The following is a 16136-nucleotide window of genomic DNA, read 5'->3' as shown; positions in this document are numbered from 1 at the left end:
TCCTCGGCGCCCGCGCGGGCCGGCATCCGGGCACCCAAGAGGAAGGGTCGCATGACCCCCGTCACCAGCCCCGGCCGCTCGTCGCGCACACCGCGCCGAGACGGCATCCCCGCGACGTCGTCGCTGCCCTCCACCGTTCCGGCGCCGCTGCGGATCGCCATGCTCGCGCCGCCGTGGATCGCGGTGCCGCCACCCGGCTATGGCGGCGTCGAGTCCGTCGTCAGCGCGCTCACCGAGGCGCTCGTCGCGCTCGGCCACGACGTCACGCTCTTCTGCGCCCCCGGCTCGGTGTCGGCCGCGCGCGTCACGCCGCTGCTCGACGTCGCCCACCCGCACGAGATCGAGCGCGCGCTGTACGAGTCCGACCATGTCGCCCGCGCGTTCGCCGCCATCGAGCCGCACGACGGAGCGCGCGCGTTCGACGTGGTCCACGACCACTCCGGCTTCACCGCGCTCGCGCTGGCCGACCGGCTCGACACGCCGTTCGTCCACACGCTGCACGGGCCCTTCGACCCGGGCACCGGCCCGTTCTACGCCGGCCACGGCCGCAAGGCCGCGCTGGTCGCCATCAGCGCCGCGCAGCTGCGCTCCGCGCCCAACGGCGTGGTGGCCGACGCGATCATCCGCAACCCGGTCGACGTCGCCGCCTGGCCGCTGCGCGAGACCAAGGACGAGTACCTGCTCTGGGTCGGCCGGATGAACGCCGAGAAGGGACCGCACCGCGCGATCGCCGCCGCCCGCGAGGCCGGCGTGCCGCTCGTGCTGGCCGGCGTCATCCAGCCCGGGCAGGAGGCGTTCTTCGCCGCCGAGGTCGCCCCGCATGTCGACGGCGACCGCGTGCGCTTCGTCGGCGAGGTCGGCGGCGCGACCAAGCGCGCGCTGTTCGCCGGCGCGCGCGGCCTGCTGATGCCGATCCGCTGGGCCGAGCCGTTCGGCATGGTCATGATCGAGGCGCTGGCCTGCGGGACGCCGGTCGTCGCCTTCGGCGAGGGCGCCGCGCCGGAGGTCGTCGTCGACGGCGTCACCGGCTTCCTGGTCGCCGACGAGGGCGAGATGGCCGCGGCGGTCGCCCGGCTGCCGGCGCTGTCAGCCCGCGCGTGCCGCGACTGGGTCGTCGACCACTGCGACGCCGCGGTGATCGCGTCGGCCTACGCCGAGTTGTACACGTCGGTCGCCGCCCACCCGGTCGTGCCGGCCGCCGCCCGTGGCTGAGCGCACGGTCAGCGTCCTGGAGGGCAGCACGTTCGTCGTCGGCGACCGCACCGGCGACGTCCGGCCCGGCAACGGGCGCGAGCACGGCTTCTTCGCGAACGACACGCGCTTCGTCTCGCGCTGGGAGCTGGCGGTGGACAGCACGCCGCTGACCCTGCTCGGGCTCGACCAGGACACGCACTTCCTGGCCCAGTTCTTCCTCACGCCCGACGTCGCGCCGGAGGAGCAGGCGCCCTACTCGGTGATGCGCCGGCGGCTGCTCGACGAGGCCTGGATCGAGGAGCTGACGATCGTCAGCCACCGCCACGCTCCGAGCGAGGTCGGCGTGCGGCTCGCGGTCGACACCGACTTCGCCGACCTGTTCGAGGTCAAGGACGGCGCCGACGCCGACCGCGACATCACCTGGCACCACGACGACGCCACCGGCACGCTGACGCTCAGCTACGAGCGCGACGGCTTCGAGCGCTCCGTCGCCGTCGGGACCGATCCGCCGGCGCGCTTCACCGGCGGCGGGTTGGCGTACAGCTTGCTGCTCGCTCCTGGCGAGAGCTGGACCGCGACGTTCACGATCACGCCCTGCTCGCGCCAGCCCGGCGTCGCCTTCGCGACCCGCGCGGCCCCGCGCGGGAGCCTCGAGGCGCAGCGCGCGACCAAGGCCATGGAGTTGGAGGAGTGGCTCGCGCAGGCGCCGGTCCTGGAGACCGAGGACCACACCCTCGGGCGGACCTACCGCGCCAGCCTGACCGACCTCGCCGCGCTGCGCCTGCACCCCGACCTCGGCGACCCCGCGACGCTCCCGGCAGCCGGTCTGCCGTGGTTCATGGCGCTGTTCGGCCGCGACAGCCTCATCACCAGCCTGCAGGCATTGCCCTACCTCCCCGGGCTGGCGGCGACGACGCTGCGGGTGCTCGCCGCGCGCCAGGCGACGACGCGCGACGACTTCCACGAGCAGGAGCCCGGCAAGATCCTGCACGAGCTGCGCTTCGGCGAGCTGACCGCCAGCGGGCGCCGGCCGCATTCGCCCTACTTCGGCAGCGCCGACGCGACCCCGCTGTTCCTGGTGTTGTTGGACGAGTACCACCGCTGGACCGGGGACGACGACCTGGTCCGCGCGCTCGAGCCGCACGCGCGCGCCGCGCTGTTCTGGATCGAGGACAGCGGCGACATCGACGGCGACGGCTACGTCGAGTACCAGCGCCGCAACGTGGAGACCGGCCTGCTGAACCAGTGCTGGAAGGACAGCTGGGACTCGATGCAGTTCGCCGACGGCACGCTGGCGCGCGGGCCGATCGCGACCTGCGAGATCCAGGGCTACGTCTACGACGCGCGGCGGCGCTGCGCGCGGTTGGCGCGCGAGGTGTGGGGCGACGCGCCGCTGGCCCGCCGCCTGGACGAGCAGGCCGACGTCCTGCGCGCCCGCGTGCGCCGCGACTTCTGGATGCCCGAGCGCGGATGCCACGCGCTGGCGCTCGACGGCGACAAGCGCCAGGTCGACGGGTTGTCCTCCAACATCGGCCACCTGCTGTGGTCGGGGCTCCCCAACGCTGAGGAGTCCGCGGCGATCGCCGGGCGGCTGCTCGGCGAGGAGCTCTTCTCCGGCTGGGGCGTGCGCACGCTGGGCAGCCGCGAGGGCGGCTACAACCCGCTGGGGTACCACACGGGCACCGTGTGGCCGCACGAGAACTCGATGATCGTCGCGGGCCTCGCGCGCTACGGCCACGACGAGGCGGCGGCCGCCGTCGGCGGCGCGATCCTCGCCGCCGCGCCGCACTTCGAGCACCGCCTGCCCGAGGTCTTCGCCGGCTACCCGGCGCAGGTGACCGGCGTCCCGGTCGCGTTCCCGACGGCGTCGCGACCGCAGGCGTGGGCGGCCGGCGCGCCGCTGCTGCTGCTGACGACGCTGCTGGGGCTCGAGCCCGGGCAGCCGCGGGCCTCCGCGACGCTGCCTGCCGGCGGCCGCGAGGCGACGCTGCACCGCGACCCCGAGCGCTAGCATGACGGCGTTGGCTTCCGGCGTCCGCGCCCTCCGGTCGACACGGGAACACCGACCCTCGCCCCTGGCCGGTCGCCGGCAGCGCCGGCGGGAAGGCAACCATGATCATGTACGTGATCGCCGCGTTGGTGGTGGTGGGCCTGATCTGGCTGGCGTCGTCGGTCCGGATCCTCAAGCAGTACGAGCGCGCCGTGGTCTTCCGGCTCGGACGCGTCGGGAGCGAGGCCCGCGGGCCGGGGCTCATCCGCATCTCGCCCGGCGTCGACCGCGTCCACACCGTCTCGCTGCGGATCGTCACGATGCCGATCGAGTCCCAGGGGATCATCACCCGCGACAACGTCAGCGTCGACGTCTCGGCGGTCGCCTACTACCGCGTCGCCGACGCGATCCGCTCGGTCGTCGCGATCGAGAACGTCGGCTCGGCGATCAACCAGATCGCCCAGACCACGCTGCGCGCCGTCGTCGGCCGCCACACGCTCGACGAGACCCTGTCGCAGACCGACGCCATCAACCAGAACATCCGCGAGATCCTCGACGTCCAGACCGAGGAGTGGGGCATCGAGGTCACGGTCGTCGAGCTCAAGGACATCCAGTTGCCCGACAGCATGAAGCGCGCGATGGCGCGGCAGGCCGAGGCCGAGCGCGAGAAGCGCGCGAAGATCATCGCGGCCGAGGGCGAGGCGCTCGCCGCGGGCGAGCTGGCCAACGCGTCCGACGTGATGATGGCCCACCCGCTGGCACTCCAGCTGCGCAACCTGCAGACGCTCGTCGAGATCTCGGTCGACAAGAACTCCACGGTCGTGTTCCCGGCGCCGCTCATGAGCACCATCCAGGAGCTCGGCGCGTTCCTGGCCCGCGAGACCGCTGCCGTCGGCGAGCAGGCCGGAACGCCGTCCGCCCCGCCGGCGCCCGCGCCGGCGCCCAACGGCGCGGCGCAGCCGGTCTGAACCCCTGCCATGGCCGATCGAGACCGTCTCCCGCCGCACCCCGCCGATCCGCTGGCCGTCGAGATCCTCCACAGCGGCCGGACCGCGCTCGTCGCCCTGCGCGGCGAGCTCGAGCTGGTCACGATCTCGAAGGTCGCCGAGGTCATCGGCGCCCTCGACCCGGGCGCGACCGGCGTGCGGCACGTGGTCCTCGATCTGCGCGGCCTGACGTTCATGGACCTGCCGGGCCTGCGCGAGCTGATCAAGCAGCACGAGAACGCGCGCACCAGCAACCACAACCTGGCCGTCGTGCGCGGCACGCCGGCGATCGACCGCCTGCTCGCGCTCACCGGCGTCGACCAGCAGCTCGTCCTCGTCGACGATCCGCAGGACCTCGCGCCGCCGACGTGCTACTCGGGCCGGTGAGCGCGGAGCGATCCTCACTGCGCGCGTTCGGTCGTCGTCACCGGGCGGTGATCACGATCCTCGGCTCCGTGCTCACTGCGGGCGCGCTCGTCGCCGCCCTCGCGGGGCGGCGCGACGAGTTCACCACCGCCCTCTCCAGCGCGCCGCTGACGATCCTCCTCGTCGCGGCGCTGCTCCAGGTCGTCGCGCTGCTCTCGCGCACCGAGGCGTGGCACCTGTCGATCGAGGCCGCGGGCGGGACCGTCGCGCGCCGGATCCTCTACCGCGCGTCGAGCATGCAGGTGGTCGGGAGCGTGCTCAACGGCCAGCTCGGCGTCGCCGCGCGGATCGCTGCGCTGCGCCGCTCGTCGCCGACGGTCAGCCCGCAGGTCCCGACGCTGATCGCGGCCGAGTTCCCGATCCTCGCGGTCGAGGCGAGCCTGGCGGCGCTGACGTCGTTCACCCTGATCGGCCCGCTGGGCCTGCCGTGGTGGCTGCCGGTCATCGTCGTGGCCGTGATCGGCACCGTGAGCGCCGGCCTGCGCCACCTGGCCGCGCGCGAGGGCCGCAAGGTCTGGCGCGGGCTCGCCGTGCTGCGCAGCCTCAGCGGCGGCGGTCGCGTGGTCGCCCTCGTCCTGGCTGCCGTCTTCGCGCAGATCTTCCGCAACTGGATGCTGCTGCACGCGGTGGGCGTCGACGCGTCGTTCTTCGACGCGATCGCGGTGCTCATCGCCGTGGTCACGCTCGGCCAGCTGCCGCTCGGCCCGGGCGTGGGCGCCGCGGCGGCGGTGCTGATCCTCGGCAGCGAGGGGCCCGCGGCCGCCGCGGCCGCCGGCGTGCTGATGACCGTCACGGGCACGGTCGGCGGCCTGTGCTTCGCGACCTGGGCGGGCGGCGACCACGTCTGGGCGCGGGTGCGCCTGCGGCGCGGTCAACCCAACCTGGACGTCGCGCGACCCGCCGGCGAGGCGGATGGCGCGTCGCAGGTCACGCCGTCAGCGTGAAGCGCCCGACCAGCCGCGAGAGCTCCTCGGCGGTGCCCGCCAGCGTGTCCGCCGCGGACACGATCTCCTGCGTCGCGGCGGCGGTCTGCTCGGCGGAAGCAGCGACCTGCTCGGTCGCGGCCGACGTCTCCTCCGAGACGATCGCGACCTCGCCGATCTCGCCGTCCATGTCGCCTGAGGTGCGCGACAGCTCGCTCACCGACGCGGAGATCTCCTCGACCCGGGCCGTCATCTCCTCGACCTTGTCGTTGATCTGCTCGAAGACCGCGCGCGCCTGCTCGACCGTCGCGGTGCCCTGGTCGGTCCGATCCGCGCCCGTCTCGACGACCTTGACCGCGCGGGCCGTCTCGGCCTGGATCTCCCGGATCAGCTCCGCGATCGAGCCCGCCGCGGTCTGCGACTCCTCCGCGAGCTTGCGGACCTCGTCGGCCACCACCGCGAACCCGCGACCCTGGTCGCCGGCCCGGGCGGCCTCGATCGCGGCGTTCAAGGCCAACAGGTTGGTCTGCTCGGCGATGCCGGTGATCGCGTCGACGATGCCGCCGATCTGCTCGGACTTGGTGCCGAGCTGGCGGATCGCCTCCGTGGCCTCCGTCGACGCCGCGCGCACCGACGCCATGGCGTCGGTCGCCTCGGCGACGGCGGCGCCGCCCTGCAGCGCCATGTCGCGTGCCACGCCGGCCGCCTGACCGGTGTCGGCCGTGGTGCGCGCCGACCGGTCGATGGCGGTCGCCATCCGGGTCGTCAGCTCCCGCGCGCCGGAGACGGCGCGCGCCTGGCGCTCGGCGCCGGCGGCCACGTTCTCGACCGCCGAGGCGATCTCGTCGACGGCGCGGCCGGACTCGCGCGACATCGTCGCCATCTGCTCGGAGGCGCCGGCGAGCGTCGTCGCGCTGCGCGAGACGTGCCCGATCAGCGAGCCGAGGCTTCCGATCGACGCGTTGTAGCTCGCCATCGACGTCGCCGTGTCCTCGCGGATCTCGTCGACGAGCGTCGCCACGTCGCCGATCTCGTCGCTCGTCCGCGCCACGATCGGCGCGGTCACCGGCTCGGCGGGCTGGGTGAGGTCGCCGGCGGCCACGGCGTCGAGGCCGCGGCGCAAGGCGACGGTGTCGTTCTCGCGCAGCGAGCGGAGCGTCCGGGTGATGTCGTCGACGCTGCGACGCACCGAGGCCGCCATCCGCAGCCCGACGAGCAGCCCGACGAGGACGGCGGTGAGCAGCGCCACGAGCACCACCGTGCGCCCGTGCTCGTAGGCGGCGGACACGTTGGCGACGGCGCGCTCCGCGTACTTGCCGCTGGCGGTCACGTACTGCGCGGCGGCGCCGTCCAGCTTGGCGGTCGCGGCGATGAGGGCCTTGATCGAGGACGCGGTGTCCGCGTCGCTGGCGACCGACGCGACGGCGAACGCCGCGTCGTACTCGCGCGCGGCCGTGGTCACGCGTCGGGCCAGCGGCGCCAGCTCCGGCGGGCCGGCGGCCAGCTTCGGCAGGGCCTTCTTGATGGCCTTCTGGTCCTGCCCGACGGCGCGGGTGAGCACCGCGACCTTGCCCTTGTGCGCGTTGGCCCCGGCGATGCCGTAGGTCGCGACGAGGGTGGCGAAGTTGGCGTTCTGGAGGGCGAGGTCCTCGACGTGGTACCGGACCGCGTCGGCCGCGACCGTGGGCACGTACGCGCGATCGTGCATCTCGGTGCTGGAGCGCTTGACGCTGCCGAGCTGACCGAGGGCGAGCAGGAAGCCGACGGCGCAGACGGCGATGGTGAGCAGCGAGCCGCCGAGCAGCTTGCCGCGGATGGAGAGGCGCAGGGTGGTCACGTCCAAGTGGTGTTCGGGGGAGGTGAGGGGAAGCGGGCGGGAGACCCACTCCACCTCTGTCCTCGACCAGCCTCGATCGAGTTGTATGCGTCGAGGAACGACCGCGGACGTCTGTTTGATCATCGACCTCGAAGCTTTCGTCCTCACAGCCGGCGACGCACCCGCTACGAGCTCGAGCTGGTCGCGGTCAACAAGGCCGGCAAGCAGACCAAGTCCACCAGGGCCGTCACGGTCAAGACGCCCAAGGTCTCGCGGGCGGTTCGCGGGTCGCACCGCGCGGGTCCGGCTCGGCGACGTGCGCGCCTACGTCCTCGCGCGCTAGCGCGAGGCGGCCGAGACTTCGGCGAACCCCCGATCGGGTGCTCCGGGCTTCGCTGGTCCTCCGATGTGGCGCATCCTGTGGCGGCGAGCCTGGCTGCCCTTTGAAGAGTTGTAAGGTCGACCTCCCCACTCCTCTCTCTTCTCCGCTTACAGCCTGGAGATCGGGGGCAACCACCTGGTCAGCAGGATCCACACGATGGGCCTGGCGATCCTCGGCCCGGCCGTGCTCAAGGCGGGCGGGCGGGATCTCAGCGTGGAGATGCTCGTCGCGATCCTCAGCGGCATCGCGATCGTCGGCGCCACGTGGCTGGCCACGAAGATCACCCTGACCGCGCTCGGCGGGCTGGAGCCGAGCGCGCTGGAGCGCCTGGAGCTGGAGGAGGACTGACCCTGCCCGCCGGGGCCGCCGCGGAAGCGGCGGCCCCGGCCCTCCTCTTTTTGACGCAAATGCTGAGTACTAACTTCGACTGTGTGTCGGTCCTACTTGATGACCTTGATCGAGGCCCCGGTCGCCGAGGCGGTCACGTAGTGCGAGTCTCCGGGCCACGAGATCGTGACCTTCCAGGTGCCGCGCGCGAGCTTCGGCAGCGAGACCGTCACCACGCCGCGCACGAGCTTGCCGGTGATCGTCTTGGTGACCTTGCCCTTCTTGAGCTTGATCGTCACCTTGCCGCTCGCCGCCGAGGCGTCCTTCGCCGTGGCGATCGTCACCTTGTACTTGCCGCCCTTCCTGCTGCTCGGCGCCTTGGCGACGACGCCCTTGACCTTGCCCGCCTTGCCGCGCGAGACCTTGGACGGCTTCAGGGACGCGGGCGTCACGACCGGCGCGGGCGTGGGGGTCGCGCCCGGCGTCGGGGTGGGCGGCACCACGACCGGGGTCGCCCCGGCCGGCGAGACCGTCAGGGAGCCGGTCTCGGTGAAGGCGGCGATCTGGTCGTCACCCGGGTAGGACAACGTGTAGTCGTACGTGCCCGCGTCCAGGACCGGGAGCGTGAAGGCGGCCGCGTCCTGCGCGACCGCCGCCGACGCCGACGCGACCGTCGCGCCGCCCTTCTTGACGACCAGAGAGACGTTGCCCGTCGGGACGCGCCCGTAGTCGTTGGCGATCGCGATGGTGATCTTCGGCGCGGTGCCGTGCGCCACCGGGTCGGCGGTCACGGTCCGCCGCGACAGCACGCCACCCGGCAGGCCGCCGAAGAAGGCGTCGACCGCGTGGACGGCGGCCAGGCCCCCGGCGATGCTGTTGGGGCTGGTCGCGCTGCCCCAGGCGTTGAGCAGCGTGGTCTTGCGGCTCTGCGCGACACCCCAGGCACCGACGACCGTGGTCAGGTTGGAGACCAGCGTCGCGTCCTGCGGCGTCGCGGCCCGGGCGTCGAGCAGGGCGGTCTTCGCCGCGGCGAGCTTCGCCGGAGCCGACGTGCCCAGAGCAGCCAAGGCCGCCGAGAGCGCCGCCGGGCTGATGCCGACCGAGCCGCCGTTGGCGACGGTCACGTTCGTGCCACCGGCGTTGGGCGTCACCGTCGCGGTGTCGGCGTCGACGAGGTACGGCGCGTCGTCGGTGTCGACGCCGGTGTTCGGGATCACCGTGGTCGGGTCCGTCTTCCAGGTGAAGTCCGCCAACTGGGCGTTGATCGTCGACCAGATGGGCGCGCCGAGCGGGATCGCCGTGATGCCGAGCTGGTTCGGCTGGGGGTTGGTGAACCACCATTGCGACATGTACTCCGTGTACGTGCCGTTGCCCTTGTCGATGAGCCACTGCCGGGTGACGCCGCCGTTGGCGGCGCTGCCCGCCGTGCCCTGGTAGCCGACCAGGAACGGCACCTGGAGCTTGCGCGCCTTGCTCAGCGCGCCCCCGCTGCCACCGTTGGCGTAGTACTCGACCACCGAGCTGGTCGCCGGGTCGTACTGCGTCTTGACGTTGTTGAGGTACTGGCTCACGAGGTCGCCGTAGAGGAAGCTTGGGTTGGCGTTCGTGATCGTCGCGCCGCCGCCGCTCGGCGCGTACGCGGCCTTGTTGCGCGTCTGGAGCGGGTTGACCGTGCTCGTCGTCGCGTCGCCGACGAGGCCGCCGTCGAGGACGGTGTCGAAGTTGTAGACCTTGACGTCGTTCTGCTGGGCGTACCTGTTGACGGACGGCAGCACCGGCCGGGTGTTCGGGCACCAGGTGCCGCCGAAGAGGATCACCGCGTTCGCCGTGTTGGCGTTCTTGAGCAGGTCGACCAGCTCGGGGTAGGTGACCTGGTTGATCCGCCAGCCGCCGTCGGCCGTGGCGTTGGCGGCGTCGGTGAGGACCGGCACGTTCGCGCCACGGGCGTCGGTCGACGCCTGGGCGACCTGCTTGGCGTTGACCTCGTCCTTCCACCAGGCGAACTGGTCGACCGCGGCGAGGTTGCTCGCAGGGCCCACCTTGCCGATCGCCGTGGTCACGTCGGCCTTGGCCGACCCCGCGTCCGGCTGCGTGGTGAGGTCGGTCCACGAGACGATCTTCGCCGGCTGGCCACCGTCGGTGGTGGCCTTGTTGTAGATGAAGAAGAAGCTGTGCTGGGCGTTGGCCGGCGCCGAGCCGCCCGCGTAGTCGTAGAGCGCGCCGCCGGAGGCGTTGCCGACCTTGGTGCTGTGGCCGGCGGCGGAGCCGCTGTCGTTGGCCACGCTCGGGTCCGGCGTCACCGTGACGGTCGCCTCCTCTGAGTTGAGGTCGTTCTGGACGACGTGCAGGCCGTTGCCGAGGTACAGGCCGACGAGGTTCGACCATGCGTCGCCGTACTTGGCGCGCGACTCCGCGGCGATCGACGTGATGCCGGCCGGGTTGCGGATGTCGAGGTTGGGCTCGGTGGTGGCGCCGACCTGGGCGTTGCCCGAGAGGTTCGGGTCGAACCAGTAGACCGCCTTGACGCCGGCGGCCTTGGCCGACGCCTCGACGTCCTGGGCGCGTGCGGCGAAGCTCGCGTCCTCGGCGGGATCGCCGATCAGGACGGCGAAGTTCCCCGACTGCTGAAGCAGCCACTGGAAGCGGTCGTAGGTGACCGGCTCGATCGCCGGGTCGGTGTCGCCGGCCGGCAGGCCGAGAGCGTGCTGCAGGTAGGTCGCGTCGGTGTAGCTGGTCGTGGTGGCGGTGCGCGCAGGCGCCGCGCCGGCGGCTTGGGCCGCAGCGAGCGAGACGATCGCGGCGGCCGCGGCGAGCGCTCCGGCCGATCGCGTCCGGACCTTGGGGATGTGCATGGTCTTGCTGTCTCTCTGTGTTAAGGATCAGTGAATGTTGAGCTGAAGTGCGATGGGGACGGCAGACCTCGCCCGTGCGATCGCACGGACGCGGTCGCGGGGTCACGAGGTCATGAGGACGACGCTCTGACGCCACGTCGGCCGAGGCCGAAGACGAAGGCGAGCCCGGCCGCTGCGAACACCGCCACCAGGATCCCGATGCCGACCGGGCGGGTGTCGCCCCCGCCGCCGGCGCTCTTGTCGCTGACCAGCTTGTACTCGGGCGTGCTGGCCGGGCTCTGAGTCGACGCGGGAGCGGCGGTGCCGTTCGCGGTCGTCGCGACGGCCGCGCCGGACGCGGTGGACGGCGCCGCGGCCGTGCCGCTCGCCGGGGCGGCGGGGTCCGTCGAGGCGGCGGCGTCCGTCGCAGCGGCGCCCGCGGCGGGGTGCGTCGCGGCGCGGTGCTTCGGAGACGCGGCCGTCGACGTGCCGCCCTTGCCGGCGTGCGTCGAGGCGGCCGTCGTCCGCGCCGGCGACGTCGTGCTCGGCGAGGAGGCGGTCGAGCGCTTGCTCTTCGCACCCGAGCTCGTGGTCTTCGTCGCCGGGCTCTCGGTCGTCTTCGTCGCCGAGCTCGTGGTCTTCGTCGCCGAGCCCTTGGTCCTCGCCTTCGTCGCGGAGCTCGTGGTCTTCGTCGCCGGGCTCACGGCCGCGGGACCGGTGGTGGCGGGGCTCGTGGCGGCCGGGGCCGAGCCCGCGCCCGTGGTGGTCGGGCTCACGGCCGCGGGCGCCGTGCCGGCGGAGCTGGGCGTGGTCGGGGTGGTCGGCGGCGGCGTGCCCTGCTGCTGCTGCGCGACCCAGGTGTCGTGGGAGCTGATCCGCGACCACTCGGTCCACTGCGCGGTCTTGACCAGGTCGCCCTGCCCGTCGTAGTACTGGATCTGGTCGTTGCCGAAGTCGTACTGGACGTTGGGGATCGGCGTGCAGGCGTAGTCGTCGTAGCCGGGCAGGGTGTCCGCCCCGTCGCGGTACGTCTGGCCGTCGATCGTCAAGGTGATCGGGGCGGGATGCTCGGCCGGGTTCGTGATGTCGGTGGCCTGCGCAGCCGGAGCCGCCGCGAGCAGCGCGACCGCGCCGAGCGCGAGCCACCGGGAGCGACGCATCGCCGCTGTTCCTGGTCGTTCCGTCGTCATGTCCGCTCCGTCCCGTTCGTGGAGCCGGCGACTGCGCTCAGCTCCGTTGACCCCCAATAGACCTGCGGGTAGATCTCCGCCGGTCTGAGGCCGCCGTACGGGCCGGCCGCGGACACCGGGAACGGCGTCGGGCTCGCGACGCCCTGCGCCGCCGCGACGGGCACGGGGGCCGGCACCGCGCCGGTGACGACCTGCGGCCGCGCGGCGGGCAGGCGGACCGGCACCGGGCCGGTGACGCGCTCGGACTCCGCGAGCTCGTCCGCGTCGACGAACTCGGCCCGCCCCGCGAAGATCTCGTCGTCGAGCAGCCCGGTCTGCCGCGCGACCACGGTGGCGCTCACCGCCGCCGCGGTCACGTTGGTCGCCGTGCGCGCCATGTCCGCGATCACGCCGATCGGGATGGTCGCCGCGACGAACTCGAGCGGCAGGTGGGCCGCGGACAGCACGGTGGCGGCGGCCACCGTCGCCGCGCCGGGCACGCCGGCCGTGCCCACCGAGACGACGACGCCGAGGACCGCGAGGACGACGTAGTCGCTCACCGAGTAGGAGATGCCGTACGCGTTGATGCCCCAGACGGCGACCATGATCGGCCAGATGCCGGCGCAGCCCGGCATGCCGATCGTCGTGCCCAGCGGCGCCGTGAAGTGCGCGATCTCCGTGTGGACGCCGACCTTGCGGGTGAGCTGCGCCGTCGTCACCGGCAGCGTGCCGATGCTGCTCTGCGTGCTGAACGCGGTGAGCTGCGCCGGGAAGATCTTGCGGAAGAACGCGACCACCGGCACGTCCGCGAAGGCCGTGAGGATCGCGCCGTTGAGGACGTAGGCATGCACGAAGCAGGCGGCCCAGACGAGCGCCAACAGCCCTACGAGCGAGCGGAAGTCGCTCCCGAGGTTCGTGCTGCTGCCGACCATGTCGGCCGTGAGCGCGACGATCGCGTAGGGCGTGAGCCGGATGACGTAGCCGACGGCCTTGAAGATCACGAGCTTGAGCGCCTCGGCGCCGGCGCCGAACGGCCGGACCTTCTCGGGCTCCTTCTCGGCCAGCGCCAGGTAGGCGACCGAGAGCGTGACGGCGATCAGGATGATCGGGATGACGTCGTTCGCGCTGAAGTTCTGGACGACGTTCGTCGGGAAGAAGCCGACGACGACCTGCCCGAAGTCCTGCACCTGGCCCTGGATGGTGTCGGTCGACAGCTCGCCGAGCTTGTGGTGCAGGCCCTGGCCGGGCTGGAAGGCCAGAGCGAGACCCAGCGCGAGCACGACGGCCAGCGCGTTGCTCAGCATCAGCCAGAAGATCGAGCGCACACCGATGCTGCGCAACTTCGCGAGGCTGCCGAGCGACGTGATCGACGAGACGATCGCCACGAGGATCAGCGGCGCCACCGTGGCGAGCAGCACGTTGATGTAGATGTGGCCGATCGGGTTGATCGCCTCGACGTGCTTGCCTGCGAGCAACCCGATCGGAACGCCCACCGCCAGGGCGAACAGCGCGATCAGGCTGAAGTTGAGCTGACGCTTGCGCAGCCACCAGATGGCGGCCCAGCTGAGCACCACCGCAGCGAGTGGCGCCAATGCCGACCAGTTCAGGTTCACAGTGCGTTCATCCTTCGGGGACCGATGCTTGTCGCGTAGGCGCGGCAAACTACACTAAATCGATCGACATAGGCAGTTATACATCGGCCAGTCGGCAGCCGGCGGCTCGCCGCCCGACCTGCGCCTCCGCCGAGGCACGCAAGTCCGCACCTCGTCAAGTGTGGTGTGTGCCCGATTGCCGGGGCCGACCGCCGAGGAGACGCTGACGTCGTCGCCAACGACCGGAGGCAGACATGGCGCTCGCGGCGGATCACCCATTCTTGGACACCTCCTTCACACTCATGCCTCCTGCGTTCGCCAAGCAACCGCGCGCCTCGGCCTGACGGGCGAGCCGGCACGACGATGGCCATACGCGCCATGGACCTGAAGGCGTCCGCGATCCCATGGGCGACGTGGCGGCCGTCGACCCCGTACTCCATCGGCCTCGAGGAGGAGGTCATGCTCCTCGACCCGCAGACGTGGTCCCTGGCGCCGCGGGCCGACCGCCTGCTCGCGTCGCTGAGCGACGATCTCGCCGAGCACTGCTGGGCCGAGACGCACGCCGCCGCGGTCGAGCTCACCACCGGCCCCCACGCGACGGCCGGTGGAGCGGTCGCCGAGCTGGACCGCCTGCGAGCGCGGCTGGCCGACCAGGCGCGAGGACTCGGCCTCGCCGTCGCGGTGGCGGGCATGCACCCCGGCGATGCCTGTGGCGACGGCGAGGTCACGCCGGGCGGCCGTTACGAGCTGATCCACCAGACCATGCGCGGCCTGGCCCGGCGGGAGCCGACGTTCGCCCTCCACGTCCACGTCGGCGTGCCCGACGCCGAGAGCGCGATCCGGCTCCTCAACCGCCTACGTGTCCATGCCCCGGTGCTGCTCGCCCTGTCGGCGAGCTCGCCCCTGTGGCGCGGCCGGGACACGGGCCTGGCGTCGAATCGCACGATCATGTTCCAAGCCTTCCCGCGAACGGGGCTGCCGCGCCACTTCGACAGCTACGGAGACTGGGTCCGCACCGTCGACCTGCTGCTGCGCTCCGGCGCCATCCCGGAACCGACCTTCCTGTGGTGGGACGTGCGCCCGCAGCCCCGGCTCGGCACGGTCGAGGTGCGCGTCATGGATGCTCAGCCGCGCTCCGAAGCCACGGCCGCGCTCGCCGCGCTCGTGCAGGCTCTGGCGCGGCTCGAGCTCGAAGAGGGCTTCGCGGTGCCGAAGGCCATGCATGCGCAGGAAGTCCTCGCGGAGAACCGCTTCCTGGCGGCGCGCGACGGCCCGACGGCCGAGCTCATCGACCCGGTGCGGGCGCGACGCGTCCCGTTCCCCGACCTGCTCGCCGACCTCGTCAGCGCGGCGATGCCCCACGCGCTCGCCTTGGGGGCCGTCGACGAGCTGACGTCCGCCTTCTCGCTCGTCGCGTCCCCCGAGGCATCGCGACAGGCGCGCTTGGCCGAGCGCTGCGGGGTCCCGCAGCTCGTGGCCGACCTCGCCGCGCGGTTCGCCCCGGCCGCCAACCGCCGATGACGGCGCGACGCCGCATCACCCCAACCGGATGAGATCGCGCCCGTCACCGAGAACTAGCGTCGGTGCATCGTGTCGCCGATGACCGAAAGGAGCGGCTGATGTGCCGCTGGCTTGCCTACTCAGGGTCCCCGATCCTCCTCACGGAGGCCCTCTACACACCCGCTCATTCGCTCATCGACCAGAGCCTGCACTCCCGGCTGGGCGCGGAGACCACCAACGGGGACGGGTTCGGCGTCGGCTGGTACGACGACACGCCGACCCCCGGCGTCTTCTACAGCACCGAGCCGGCGTGGAACGACCACAACCTGCACGAGCTCGCCGCCCACCTCCGCTCGGGCCGCTTCTTCACGCACATCCGAGCGGCGATCGGCAGCGCGGTGCAGCAGACCAACTGCCATCCGTTCCGCCACGACAACTGGCTCTTCATGCACAACGGCTACATCAACGAGTTCGCGACCCTCAAGCGTGACCTCGCGCTCGCCGTCGATCCCTCGCTGTACGCGGACATCCAGGGCCAGACCGACACCGAGATGCTGTTCCACCTGGCGTTGACGTTCGGGCTGCAGGACGACCCGCTCTCGGCGATCGAGCAGGCGATCGGCCTCGTCGAGGCCCACGGCGCGCGGCTCGGGGTCCCGAACCCCTTCCAGGGCACCGTCGCGACCACCGACGGACAGCGCACCTGGGCGGTCCGGTACTCCACCGAGGGCAAGTCGCGCTCGCTGTACTTCACGACCGCCGTGCCGAAGCTCCGCGAGCTCTACCCGGACGACCCCCGAGCCCACCAGTTCTCCGACGACATGCGCATGATCGTCTCCGAACCGCTCGGCGACCTGCCCGGTGTCTGGAACGCCGTCCCCGAGTCGACGTGCGGCGTCGTCACCGGCGGCCAGGACGAGCTGCGGCCGTTCAGCCCGAAGGCGCCGACGATCGCGGTGCCGGTCTAACGCCCGCGCGGCTGGCCCCGTGGCGCTCGCCC

Annotated in this window: 12 protein-coding genes; 8 read left to right on the top strand and 4 right to left on the bottom strand. The window is 72.4% G+C overall.

Going from position 1 to position 16136, the window contains the following annotated elements:
- The first annotated feature begins 51 nt into the window (after window positions 1-51).
- The 5 genes from DSM104299_RS05820 (at window position 52) to DSM104299_RS05800 (ending at window position 5540) form a co-directional block, all read left to right on the top strand.
- Complete coding sequence (locus DSM104299_RS05820; protein ID WP_272476343.1) at window positions 52-1212, top strand: glycosyltransferase family 4 protein; 1161 nt, start codon at window positions 52-54, stop codon at window positions 1210-1212.
- Window positions 1205-3205, top strand: coding sequence for an amylo-alpha-1,6-glucosidase (locus DSM104299_RS05815; RefSeq protein ID WP_272476342.1), 2001 nt, complete (start codon window positions 1205-1207; stop codon window positions 3203-3205). Before DSM104299_RS05820 ends, DSM104299_RS05815 begins: the two co-directional genes overlap by 8 nt.
- A 101-nt stretch (window positions 3206-3306) precedes the next feature.
- Complete coding sequence (locus DSM104299_RS05810; protein WP_272476341.1) at window positions 3307-4152, top strand: slipin family protein; 846 nt, start codon at window positions 3307-3309, stop codon at window positions 4150-4152.
- Window positions 4153-4161: 9 nt separating this feature from the next.
- Window positions 4162-4557 carry an STAS domain-containing protein gene (locus DSM104299_RS05805; RefSeq protein WP_272476340.1) on the top strand — a complete coding sequence of 132 codons (396 nt, stop codon included), beginning with the start codon at window positions 4162-4164 and terminating at the stop codon, window positions 4555-4557.
- Between the two features lie 68 nt (window positions 4558-4625).
- A complete protein-coding gene (locus DSM104299_RS05800) occupies window positions 4626-5540 on the top strand; it encodes a hypothetical protein (protein ID WP_272476339.1) in 915 nt (304 codons plus the stop codon).
- Here DSM104299_RS05800 and DSM104299_RS05795 read toward each other — a convergent pair.
- Entirely contained in the window at window positions 5524-7356 is a 1833-nt protein-coding gene (locus DSM104299_RS05795; protein WP_272476338.1) for a methyl-accepting chemotaxis protein, read from the bottom strand. The two genes, DSM104299_RS05800 and DSM104299_RS05795, sit on opposite strands and share 17 nt — an antisense overlap.
- Window positions 7357-7873: 517 nt before the next feature.
- Here DSM104299_RS05795 and DSM104299_RS05790 point away from each other — a divergent pair.
- Entirely contained in the window at window positions 7874-8065 is a 192-nt protein-coding gene (locus tag DSM104299_RS05790; protein ID WP_272476337.1) for a hypothetical protein, read from the top strand.
- 92 nt (window positions 8066-8157) lie between these two features.
- Here DSM104299_RS05790 and DSM104299_RS05785 read toward each other — a convergent pair whose 3' ends face one another.
- The 3 genes from DSM104299_RS05785 to DSM104299_RS05775 form a co-directional block, all read right to left on the bottom strand.
- The gene (locus DSM104299_RS05785; RefSeq protein ID WP_272476336.1) at window positions 8158-10896 is read right to left on the bottom strand and encodes an Ig-like domain repeat protein; all 2739 of its coding nucleotides are present in this window, start codon (window positions 10894-10896) and stop codon (window positions 8158-8160) included.
- Between the two features lie 110 nt (window positions 10897-11006).
- The gene (locus DSM104299_RS05780) at window positions 11007-12035 is read right to left on the bottom strand and encodes a hypothetical protein (RefSeq protein WP_272476335.1); all 1029 of its coding nucleotides are present in this window, start codon (window positions 12033-12035) and stop codon (window positions 11007-11009) included.
- Window positions 12036-12061: 26 nt separating this feature from the next.
- Window positions 12062-13636 (bottom strand): dicarboxylate/amino acid:cation symporter, encoded by a 1575-nt coding sequence (locus tag DSM104299_RS05775; RefSeq protein ID WP_272476334.1) that lies wholly within the window; start codon window positions 13634-13636, stop codon window positions 12062-12064.
- Window positions 13637-13999: 363 nt separating this feature from the next.
- Between DSM104299_RS05775 and DSM104299_RS05770 the strand changes: the two genes are divergently transcribed.
- Entirely contained in the window at window positions 14000-15157 is a 1158-nt protein-coding gene (locus DSM104299_RS05770; RefSeq protein ID WP_272476333.1) for a carboxylate-amine ligase, read from the top strand.
- Window positions 15158-15255: 98 nt separating this feature from the next.
- Window positions 15256-16104 (top strand): class II glutamine amidotransferase, encoded by an 849-nt coding sequence (locus DSM104299_RS05765; RefSeq protein ID WP_272476332.1) that lies wholly within the window; start codon window positions 15256-15258, stop codon window positions 16102-16104.
- Window positions 16105-16136 lie beyond the last annotated feature (32 nt).

It is taken from the genome of Baekduia alba (assembly GCF_028416635.1).
Taxonomy (GTDB): domain Bacteria; phylum Actinomycetota; class Thermoleophilia; order Solirubrobacterales; family Solirubrobacteraceae; genus Baekduia; species Baekduia alba.
The sequence above is the reverse complement of the archived record's forward strand: the minus strand, read 5'-3'. Positions and strand labels throughout refer to the sequence as shown.